The sequence below is a fragment of the Lutibacter citreus genome, from assembly GCF_003260195.1.
GTDB lineage: Bacteria > Bacteroidota > Bacteroidia > Flavobacteriales > Flavobacteriaceae > Lutibacter > Lutibacter citreus.
Map to the genome: position 1 here is coordinate 447,818 of NZ_QEIH01000006.1, position 11,314 is coordinate 459,131.

9 protein-coding genes are annotated in these 11,314 nt (G+C 28.7%); 3 read left to right on the plus strand and 6 right to left on the minus strand.

Annotation, left to right across the window (positions count from 1 at the left end; all coding sequences use genetic code 11):
• Positions 1-8 precede the first annotated feature (8 nt).
• Genes gldE through mutY form a run of 3 tightly spaced genes read right to left on the minus strand, consistent with a single transcriptional unit; the run spans position 9 to position 2,862 of the window.
• Complete coding sequence (gene gldE / locus DAD81_RS14820) at positions 9-1,325, minus strand: gliding motility-associated protein GldE (RefSeq protein ID WP_179950061.1); 1,317 nt, start codon at positions 1,323-1,325, stop codon at positions 9-11.
• Positions 1,326-1,346: 21 nt separating this feature from the next.
• Positions 1,347-1,787 carry a single-stranded DNA-binding protein gene (locus DAD81_RS14825; protein ID WP_111709056.1) on the minus strand — a complete coding sequence of 147 codons (441 nt, stop codon included), beginning with the start codon at positions 1,785-1,787 and terminating at the stop codon, positions 1,347-1,349.
• A 34-nt stretch (positions 1,788-1,821) separates the two neighbouring features.
• On the minus strand, positions 1,822-2,862 hold the full coding sequence (gene mutY / locus DAD81_RS14830; protein ID WP_111709057.1) for an A/G-specific adenine glycosylase: 1,041 nt from the start codon (positions 2,860-2,862) through the stop codon (positions 1,822-1,824).
• Positions 2,863-2,994: 132 nt separating this feature from the next.
• On the opposite strand from mutY, the gene DAD81_RS14835 reads away from it, so the two are divergent.
• Both DAD81_RS14835 and DAD81_RS14840 read left to right on the plus strand, forming a co-directional pair.
• Complete coding sequence (locus DAD81_RS14835) at positions 2,995-3,285, plus strand: HU family DNA-binding protein (protein WP_111709058.1); 291 nt, start codon at positions 2,995-2,997, stop codon at positions 3,283-3,285.
• A 282-nt stretch (positions 3,286-3,567) separates the two neighbouring features.
• Positions 3,568-5,124, plus strand: coding sequence for an Rne/Rng family ribonuclease (locus DAD81_RS14840; protein ID WP_111709059.1), 1,557 nt, complete (start codon positions 3,568-3,570; stop codon positions 5,122-5,124).
• A 47-nt stretch (positions 5,125-5,171) separates the two neighbouring features.
• Here the strand turns inward: DAD81_RS14840 and DAD81_RS14845 are convergent, their stop codons facing one another.
• Positions 5,172-7,388: a patatin-like phospholipase family protein gene (locus DAD81_RS14845; protein WP_111709060.1), complete on the minus strand. Its 2,217-nt coding sequence runs from the start codon at positions 7,386-7,388 to the stop codon at positions 5,172-5,174.
• A complete protein-coding gene (gene uvrC, locus DAD81_RS14850) occupies positions 7,385-9,178 on the minus strand; it encodes an excinuclease ABC subunit UvrC (RefSeq protein WP_111709061.1) in 1,794 nt (597 codons plus the stop codon). The genes DAD81_RS14845 and uvrC overlap by 4 nt, the downstream gene beginning before the upstream one ends.
• A gap of 171 nt (positions 9,179-9,349) precedes the next feature.
• Between uvrC and DAD81_RS14855 the strand changes: the two genes are divergently transcribed.
• Entirely contained in the window at positions 9,350-10,591 is a 1,242-nt protein-coding gene (locus DAD81_RS14855) for a pyridoxal phosphate-dependent decarboxylase family protein (protein WP_111709062.1), read from the plus strand.
• On the opposite strand, the gene DAD81_RS14860 is transcribed toward DAD81_RS14855, so the two are convergent.
• The gene (locus DAD81_RS14860; protein WP_157961149.1) at positions 10,575-11,201 is read right to left on the minus strand and encodes a hypothetical protein; all 627 of its coding nucleotides are present in this window, start codon (positions 11,199-11,201) and stop codon (positions 10,575-10,577) included. The two genes, DAD81_RS14855 and DAD81_RS14860, sit on opposite strands and share 17 nt — an antisense overlap.
• Positions 11,202-11,314 lie beyond the last annotated feature (113 nt).

Below are 11,314 nucleotides of genomic sequence, written 5' to 3' on the forward strand. Positions count from 1 at the left end.
TTATAATCTTATAATTCTCGGTGTATTGTAACCTTTATTCGCTTAATTCTTTTTTTATCCATAGATTCAATCTTAAACGAATAATTTCCAAATTTTATAAGCTCATTTTTCTTTGGAAATTTCCCGCAAATCTCTAAAATAAAACCCGCAATAGTTTCAGATTCGCCTTTATTATTATCAAATAATTCTGAATTCTGAATTTCTATAATTTTATAAAAATCTTTAAGATTTGTTTTGCCTTCAAAAACATAATTATTAGCATCTAATTTAGAGTAAGAAATATCATCCTCATCAAATTCATCATTTATATCTCCAACTATTTCTTCAATAACATCTTCTAGAGTTATTATACCACTAGTACCACCGTACTCATCTACAACTATCGCTAAATGATTTTTCTTTTCTTGAAATTCTTTAAGTAAATCGTCCAATTTTTTATTTTCAGGCACAAAATACGGCTCTCTAATAAGCGTTTGCCATTTAAAATTGGTCTTATTTAAATGAGGCAATAAATCTTTTGCATATAAAACACCTATTATATCATCGGTATTTTCACTATAAACAGGATTTCTTGAAAACCCTTTATTAATTATTCTTGAAAGTACTTTATCATATTCTTCAATATTAGAAATGGCAAAAACATCAATTCTTGGAGTCATAATCTGACCTGTTTCTGTATTTCCAAAATTCACAATTCCTTCTAAAATCTTTTGCTCATCTTTAGTTGTAGCTTCATTTGAAGTTAATTCTAAAGCTTGAGACAATTTTTCAACAGACAAACTAGATTGTCGCTGTCCTAGTCTATTCTCAATAACATTGGTTAAACTCATTAAAGGAGCGCTTAAAACAATTAAAAGCTTTCCTAATATTTTTAACGGAAAGGCCATAAATGTTGCAAATTTCAAAGAGTTTCTTGTTGCATATACCTTTGGTAAAACCTCTCCAAAAAGCAAAATTAAAAAAGTAACAAGTACAACTTCTATTAAAAATTTTAATAATGTTGATGAAATGTGACTAAATAAATGTTCTCCTATATAAGCAAAGATTAAAACAATTAAAATATTTATAAAATTATTTGATATTAATATAGTAGCTAAAAGCCTTTGAGGAGCTTGTAATAATTCTACAACAATTTTATGTTTCCCAAAATTAGACTGCGCTACTTCGGTAATTTTTTCTTTTGAGAGTGAAAAAAAAGCAACTTCTGCTCCAGAAATTAAAGCTGAAAGTATTAACAATAAAAAAAGTATGATTATGCTCATTATTAGCCATAAATCTATACTATTAAAAATATTAATTAATAAAAATGTGGGTTCAGGATCCAATTACTTCTAATTTAATTAAACTTAAAATGGTAAATCATCATCTTCACCAGCCTCGTTTACTGAAACATCCTTTTTAGGAGTTTCAGGTTTTACCGCTGTATTTTGAGCCGGAGCATTTAACTCACTTTTTGTAGATAAAAAAGTCATATCCACAACATGAATCTCAGTAGTATATCTTTTTGTTCCATCTTCACCATCCCACTGTCTTGTTTTAATTCTCCCTTCACAATAAACTTTATCGCCTTTATGTAAATATTTTTCACAAATTTCAGCCAATTTATTTCTTACTACAATATTGTGCCATTCTGTAGTTGTAACTTTCTCTCCGGTTTGTTTATTAGTGTAAGTTTCATTAGTAGCCAAAGGAAAACGCCCAATAGAGTTACCACCTTCAAAATAATGCATTTTTAACTCATCACCTAAATGTCCTATTAGAATTACCTTATTTACTGTTCCAGCCATTTTTTATAAATTTAATAGTCAAAAATACTAAAAATTAGTTGAATTTATAATCGTTTAAAAAATTATCAATCAAAACTGGTACAGGTAATTTTTTTATAGCATCCCAAGATAGATCAAATTTAATATTTGAATCTACATTAATAATCCAAAATTTAGTATAAATATGTTGATGAGATAATTTATGAGTCTTTGGGTTATTTTTATAAAGTTTCAAATTCACATTACTTTTTCCAAAAATATCATTAAATCTTTCGGTATTGATTAATTCCTTTTCATCTATTGGTTTTTCAGATTCTACAAGAGGAAATTCATACATGTTTAACCAAATACCACTATTACGCTTCTCCATTTTAGTTAAATTATCAGGAGCGTGAATTACCAAATAATTAAAAAATCGCTTTCTAATTTTAATTTTCTTTTCCTTAACCGGCAAATCTTTAATTATTCCTTTACTTAATGCCTCACAACTATTATTAAGCGGGCAAATATTACAATCTGGGTTTTGGGGTTTACACATTGTAGCTCCAAACTCCATTATAGCCTGGTTGTGTGTTCCCGGATCCTTACTATTTATTAGTTCTTGCGCTAAACTTTTAAACTCTTTTATTCCTTTTGTTGAATTTATAGGTGTACTAATTCCAAAATAACGCGATAAAACTCTATAAACGTTCCCATCAACAACAGCCGTTGCTTCATTAAAACAAATTGATGCAATTGCTGAGGCTGTATAATCACCTACACCTTTAAGTTTAATAAGGTTATTATAGGTGTCTGGAAAAACACCATCTAACTCTTCTACAATATATTTAGCAGAATAATGCAAATTCCGTGCTCTGGAGTAATAACCCAAACCTTGCCAAAGCTTTAAAACTTGTTCTTCGGAAGAATTTGCCAATAATTGAACGGTAGAAAAATGCTTAACAAACTTTAAATAATACGCCGTTCCTTGGTCTACTCTTGTCTGTTGTAATATAATTTCTGACAACCATATGTAATAAGGATTATTAGTTGTTCTCCATGGCAAACTTCTTTTATTTTGTAAATACCACAATACTAACCGGTTAGAAAAATTCATCACTTTATTTAAGAAATGCAATAATACATGTTTTAATTGATTAAATTTTAATGAATTAACTTTTTGATATTGATTTATATATCCTATATTTGCCGTCTTAATTTTATAATAACATTTATAACTATATTAAAAATGACGAAAGCAGAAATCGTATCGAATATTTCAGATAAATCTGGAATCGAGAAAGCAGATGTTTTAGCAACTGTTGAAGCGTTTATGGACGAGGTAAAAAATTCTTTAGAAAAAGGAGATAATGTTTACTTAAGAGGTTTTGGAAGTTTTATCATTAAAACTAGAGCTGAAAAAACAGGTAGAAACATTTCAAAAAATACAACAATTAAAATACCTGCACACAACATTCCTGCATTTAAACCTGCAAAAATATTTGTAGAAGGCGTTAAAAGCAACGTTGAAGTAGCTTAAATCAAAAGAAATTATTAACATAACAACATTTTATTATGCCAAGTGGTAAAAAAAGAAAAAGAGCTAAAATCTCTACTCACAAACGTAAAAAAAGAGCAAGAGCAAACAGACACAAAAAGAAAAAGTAAGCTAAGCTTACTTTTTCTTTGAATACACAAAGTTCATTGAAATAAATATTTGCGAAATCGCAAATATTGTTGGGTAAAATTCCTGAAAAACTTATTATAAATCGTTCAAGTGTACGTGTTGTATAAACGTATATTGAACATAAAACAATTCAGAGTGAAAACAGAATTAATTATAAGATCAAATTCCTCTGATATTGATTTTGCCTTATTAAAAGATGGAAGATTAACTGCTTTAAATAATGAAAGCAACGGAAATAAATTTTCAGTTGGAGACGTTTTTTTAGCCAAAATAGGTAAAGTATTATCCGGTTTAAACGCCTCGTTTGTTAACGTAGGTTACGAAAAAGACGGTTTTCTACATTATCATGATTTAGGAGCACAGTTACTCTCTTTAAACAAATTTATTAAGGGAATAAGCACAGGTAAAATTAAAGATTACACTTTAAAAAACTTTCAACTAGAAAAAGACATTGATAAAAATGGAAGTATAGCTGATGTATTAAAAACAGGTCAAAACTTATTAGTCCAAATTGTAAAAGAACCAATTTCTACCAAAGGTCCTCGTATGAGTTCCGAACTTTCAATTGCTGGTAGATATTTAGTTTTGGTTCCTTTTTCCGATAGAGTTTCCGTTTCTCAAAAAATAATGGATTCAGACGAAAAAGAAAGATTAAAACGTCTAATAAAAAGTATTAAACCTAAAGGTTTTGGAGTTATTATTAGAACCGTTGCCGAAAATAAAAAAGTAGCGGAACTAGATAAAGATTTACAAAACTCTTTAGAAAGATGGGTAGTTATGTGCAAGAAAATTAGAAATTCTAAGACACAACAAACCCCAGTAAAAGTATTAAGTGAATTAAACAGAGCTTCTTCAATTTTAAGAGATATTTTTAATGATTCCTTTACAAGCATAGTTACAAATGACGAAACAATGTATTTAGAGACTAAAGAATATCTTGAAGAAATTGATCCTGACAAAGAATCTATTGTATCCTTATATAAATCTAAAGTTCCAATTTTTGAGAAATTTGGTATTGAACGCCAAATAAAAACATCATTTGGAAAAACGGTTTCAATGAGTAAGGGAGCATATTTAGTAATTGAGCATACAGAAGCACTTCATGTAATTGATGTAAATAGCGGAAACCGCTCCAATAAAGCCATGTCACAAGCTGACACAGCGTTAGAGGTAAATTTAATTGCAGCAACAGAAATTGCTAGACAATTACAATTACGAGATATGGGAGGAATAATTGTAGTAGATTTTATTGACATGCACACAGCTGAACATAGACAAAAACTTTATGATCATCTAAGAAATGAAATGGCATTTGATAGAACAAAGCATAAAATATTACCTCCAACTAAATTTGGCTTAGTACAAATTACAAGACAAAGAGTAAGACCTGAATTAGTAATTAAAACTAAAGAACCAAACCCAAGTGGGAATGGTGAATCTGAAGTTGAAGCTCCAATAGTTATAATAACTAAAATTGAAGCTGAACTAGAAAAACTTATTAATTTGAAAGGGCATAAAAAGATTATACTTAATGTACATCCTTTTATTGCTGCTTACTTAAAAAAAGGTATTCCATCAATACAACATAGATGGTTTACTAAACACAAAAAGTGGATTAAAATTTTACCAAGAGATGCTTTTCAATATTTAAATTTTGAATTCACCAATAATACTGGTGAATTAATTAAATAAGGCACACACAATATCTACAAAAGTCCTGCTTTTTGCAGGGCTTTTTTTTAAAACCAATACCCAACATTAAAATACCAACTCTTTTGGGAATGATCTGGAGACCAGCTGTAATTAATTTCAATAGGTCCTAAAAAAGTATCTAACCCATAACCTACCATATATCCAGAATACGTATTCTCAAATATTCTTCCTTCATTAAATAAATCTTGATCTACTCTAGAAAAATTCGCAGTTGCTGAAAAGTAATTTTTAGGTAAAAACTCATATCTCATTGTTAATCCAGATTTTAAAAATGCATTGGCACTTAATTCTGCAAATTCATATCCAATAAACGGGATAAAAGTATTAATAAAATTTTCACCATAACCTCCTACATTATAATCTAATATCCTATTTTCATTTTCTCCTATTGTTATTCCAGCCTCAGAATTAAAATGAAAAGTTAATTTATTATAGAAGGTATGAGCCAATCCCAACCTTCCTGTTAATTGTGAAAATGAATTGAAATTATGGTTATAATCAGATGAGGCTAAATACCATTTTAAGCCTACATTTAAAAAGACTCCTTTCTTTTGAAAATACTTTTTATCAAAAGTATCTATTTTTAAATATGCAATTAAACTTAAATAATCAGAATTATCAAAATATAATTTATTAGCACCATTGGCAACAACCTCGTTTTCAATAGATGAAATAGTCTCTGTTAAAGCTTTTAAATGTTTATATTCTCCTCCTACTCCTATTGCAAATTTTCTATTAAATACAGTTTGGAAATATATTTCATTTGAAAAATCTTCATAAACCAAATCAATTTTATTTACGTTACCCTCATCAAAATTCACATCAGTATTAAAACTATTATATCTAGATTTTATTCCAAAACTGGTATAAAACCCATTATCTATAAAATAATGTAAATTATATCTAATATTGTCTCCTAAAATAAAATCGGTTGATAATATATCATTCTTAACCAATAAATGTTTGGTTAAACCATTTATAATAATTCCAGTTTTATATATATCATCAAAGTGTGCTCCAAGTTGAAAATAGTTAAAAATGGGGTTTTCTTTTACTTTTAAAGCAATTGTAGCTCCATCAGCTTCACTTTTAATTTTATATTGTACGTTTGTAAAATTACCTGTGCCAAATAAATTATTTACACTTGAAATTAATGCATTATAACTTGTAGTATCTCTTTTTTTTATATTTAAATTACCTAAAATATAAGCTCTTGTATAATTTTCATTTCCTTCAAGTTCTATTTTTTTTATGTGAAATTTTTGAACCTTATGAAAATTAATTTTCTTCTTTGGCTTTATTATTTGCTCTGCTGCAATTTCTTTAAACTTATTAATATATTTTTTTACTTCTTCATCTCCAATTTTCATGATTTGATCTATATCATTAAAAGAAATTACATTGTAATCCCGTAGGTTTGGCCTTATAAGTACATCTACAGTTTTTCTTTTCTCCTCTATGGTTTTATACATCTGAAAACCAACAATTTGATTAATAATTGTTGGGGCAGAATTTAATTCTGATTTATCTTTCAAACCATCTTGAATATCAACTCCAATAATAATATCAGCACCCATTGCTTTAACTTCTTCTACAGGAAAATTATTCACAATTCCTCCATCTGAATAAAGTCTACCATCAATTTCCACAGGAGCTAATAGCGTAGGAAATGATCCACTTGCTTTTACAACTTCAGGTAAAAAACCCTTTCTAAATACCTTTTGTTTTCCAGATTCTAAATCTGTTCCAATACATAAAAATGGAATTGGCAACTCATTAAAATCTTCAATATTATTAACATGTTGGGTTAATCTGGTTAATAAATTCATTACATTTTGCCCCTGAGTTAAAGCTGAAGGAATTCCAACTTTTCGGTTTACTACAGGAAGAAGTAAGGCATATTTCTCCCCACTTTCTTTTTCATAATATGGTTTAAATTTACGTGGCAAACCGTTAGAAATTGTTTCTGAAAAATCTATGGTTTTAACAATAGAATCTAACTGATTCGCATTATACCCTGAAGCATATAACGCTCCAACAATAGCCCCCATACTTGTTCCTCCAATAAAATCTACACGAACTCCTGCTTTTTCTAATTCTCTTAAAACAGAAATATGCACAAACCCTTTTGCTCCTCCTCCACTTAAAACCACTCCAACCTTTAGGTCTTTTTTGCTAATATCCTCTTGAGAAAAAACAACTGTTAATGAAAGTAAAAAAATTAGCAGTAAACTATTTTTCATTGATTTTTTTTATTTTTGTAATGGTCATAAATTATTTTCGCTCTGTTTGAACCAATAACTTGTTCTAATTCTTTAAAAGGAGTTAATGAAACTCTTTTTGCTGATTTAAATTTCCTTAATAAAGATACAACAGTTTGCTTACCTATCCCAGATATTTGTTCAAGCTCATTTTCTAATGCGCTTTTACTTCTTTTATTTCTATGATGCGTAATACCAAATCTATGTGCCTCGTTTCTTAATTGCTGGATAATTTTTAAACTTTCAGACTTTTTATCTAAGTACAACGGTATTGGATCTTCTGGATAATAAATTTCTTCTAATCTTTTAGCGATACCTATTATTGCAATTTTATTTCTTAACCCCAACACATCTAAACTCTTTAATGCTGATGATAATTGACCTTTTCCGCCATCAATAACAATTAATTGAGGTAATGGAAGGTCTTCTTCTAATAAGCGCTTATAACGTCTAAAAACAACTTCTTCCATAGATGCAAAATCATCTGGACCTTCTACAGATTTTATATTAAAATTCCTATAATCTTTTTTACTGGGCTTTCCATTTTTAAACACAACACAAGCTGCAACCGGGTGTGTTCCTTGAATGTTTGAATTATCAAAACACTCTACATGTCTTGGTTCTTCACTTAACCTTAAATCTTTTTTCATTTGAGCCATTAACCGATTTACATGACGATCTGGATCAACAATTTTTATTTGTTTAAATTGTTCTTGTCTAAAATATTTAGCATTTCTAATACTTAATTCAACAATTCTTCTTTTATCTCCAAGTTTGGGGACAGTTACCTTTATTTTTTCGCCTAAATCAACTTTAAATGGAACATATATTTCATTAGATTGGGAATTAAATCGTTGTCTAATTTCAACTATAAAAAGCTCCAAAAGGTGCTTATCTGTTTCATTTAATTTTTTCTTAATTTCAGTTGTATGTGATTGTATTATGGCTCCATTCGATATTTTGAAAAAATTTACATAGCTAAAACTTTCATCAGAAATAATAGAAAACACATCTACATTAGTAATTGATGGGTTTACAACTGTTGATTTTGCTTGGTAATTGGCTAATAAATCTATTTTTTCTTTAATTTTTTGAGCCTCTTCAAACTCCATTTTATCAGCAAAACACATCATTAAATTATGAAAAGACTTTATTGATTCTTTAAAATTTCCTTTAATAATATTTCTAATTGCTGTAATATTATTATTATAATCATCCTCCCTTTCAAGTCCTTCACATGCGCCTTTACAATTTCCTATATGAAAATCAAGACACACCTTATACTTTCCCTCATTAATATTATTCTCACTTAAAAAATAATTGCAAGAACGTAGTTGATATAATTCTTTTATCAAATCTAACAATGCCCTGGCAGTTCTAACAGAAGTATATGGCCCAAAATATTCCGAACCGTCTTTAATTACATTTCTAGTTAAGAATATTCTAGGAAAACGCTCATTTTTAATACAAATCCAAGGATAGGTTTTATCATCCTTAAGCATTACATTATACCTTGGCTGATACTTTTTAATTAAATTATTTTCTAATAATAACGCATCGGTTTCAGTATTTACAACTATGTGTTTAATATCTGCAATCTTCTTTACAAGAACATTGGTTTTACCATAATCGTGCGTTTTATTAAAATAAGAAGCTACTCTTTTTTTTAAGTTCTTTGCCTTTCCTATATACAGGATTGTCCCGTTTTTATCAAAATATTGATAAACTCCAGGTTGCGTTGGCAGTGTTTTGATTTGAATTTCTAGTTCCAAAAAAAATAATTTTCTAAATAAGGGAATAAAAGTACTACTTTTTAGATAGTTTTTAGTTTATCCACAAAAATCTATAATTAATAAAACGTTACGTGGTTTATATCTTTAATTTTGTGCCGCTCTCAAAAATAATGAGCTATAAAATTAAAATAATTCTCAATCCTTATTAAAATGAAATATTGGAAAAAATATTCTAAAGAAAAACTTATTAATAGAATAGATAAAGCCTTAAAATCTACAGTAGATTTTCAAAATAGTAAATATTTAGGATATCCTGTATCTAATTTAGACGAGAATGTTTTTAATACAAATGGACCCTTTTTGAATGATTCACCATTATTAAAATCTTTTATAGCAAATCCAAATAATATTGGCTGTCATACCTTAGGGAAAAGCGAGTCTGCTTTTAAAGGCTCTCAAAAGTTAGAAAAAGAAGTTATTAGAGTATTAGCTGTGGATATTTTTAAAGCAGAAAAAAACAGTTACGATGGTTATATAGCAACTGGCGGAACGGAGTCAAATATACAGGCATTGTGGATTTACAGAAATTTATACAAAAAAGAATATGGTGCTACTTTGCAAGAAATGGCAATTTTATCTTCTGAAGACACTCATTACTCTGTAAATAAAGGATCTAATATATTAAGTGTAGACAATGTAAGCATACCGGTAGATTTTAATTCAAGACAAATTATTAAACCTGAACTAGAGAAAATTATTAAAAACCTTATAACTGAAGGGAAAAAATATTTTATGGTAATCTCAAATATGGCAACCACTATGTTTGGTTCTGTAGATGATCCAGATTTATATGCTGAAATTTTATCCAAATACAATGTTCCTTTTAAAATTCATGTGGATGGTGCTTTTGGAGGGTTTATTTATCCCATTTCAAATAAAAAATCAACTATTAATTTTAAAAACCCACATGTTTCTTCAATTACTATTGATGCGCATAAGATGTTACAAGCCCCTTACGGAACAGGTGTGTTTTTATGCCGAAAAGGACTAATTGAGAATGTATTAACAAAAGAGGCGCAATATGTTGACGGTATGGATTTAACTTTGGTTGGAAGTCGCTCTGGAGCAAATGCAATTGCGGTTTGGATGATTTTATTTAGCTATGGATATTATGGTTGGTTTGAAAAAATTAGCACTCTATTATTAAGAACAGAATGGTTTGAAAAACAATTAGAAGCTTTAGATATAGAATTTTTTAGAGACCCTTTTATGAATATTATAACTCTAAAATCCGAATTTGTCACCGAAAAACTAGCCGAAAATTATGGTTTAGTTCCTCAAAATCATGAAGGCATAAATAAATGGTATAAAGTTATTATTATGGACCATGTAGAAATTGATGACTTAAAGAAATTTATAAAAGAACTTAAAAAAGTTAGAGTTTATAATTAAACCCAATCAAAAAACGAGGCATCAATTGAGGTTGATTGATACTTTTATCTGCATCCTTATAATTAAAAGATACATTTCCATTTTGATTATCATTTCTTGGATTCACATTATCATTATCCACACTATAAGAAGTGTCATGACCATTTAATGTTGCATTTAAATAATAATCTAAACCAGTTGTTAAAACAAAATCTAATTTAGCATTCATTTTAAAATGACTCTCCGCACCAATCCCCAATCCAAATTGTTTAGAGGTTACATCAAAATCTTCATTACCTCCTATATATTTAAAATTTGCCCTAAAACTTGAATATCTGGGTCCAAATATAAAATACGATTCTTCAAAATTAAAAATTGAAGCAGGCACCAAAACATCTATCCTATAATCAAATGATTTTCCTTTTTCTTTAGGAACTCCATTAGTGGCATTATTTATAAATATTCTTCTAGCATCAGATGAATTTCCTGGGTTTAAACTTGTATAACCAATACCAAAACGGATATCAACATTCGAAGATTCTAGAGGTTTATGAGCTGTTAAATTTGCTTGAAATCCCAGTCCTCGATTATATCCTGTAAAGAATCCTCCTGAAAAATGAACTGCCCCCAAAAAGTTAGACACTATTTGAGAGTATATTTATGGGTAGAAAAGTCAAGTATAGTTACGATTTTAAACTTCGTTGCGTAAAAGAAGTATTGAAAAATCACAAAACAGTAGATGCT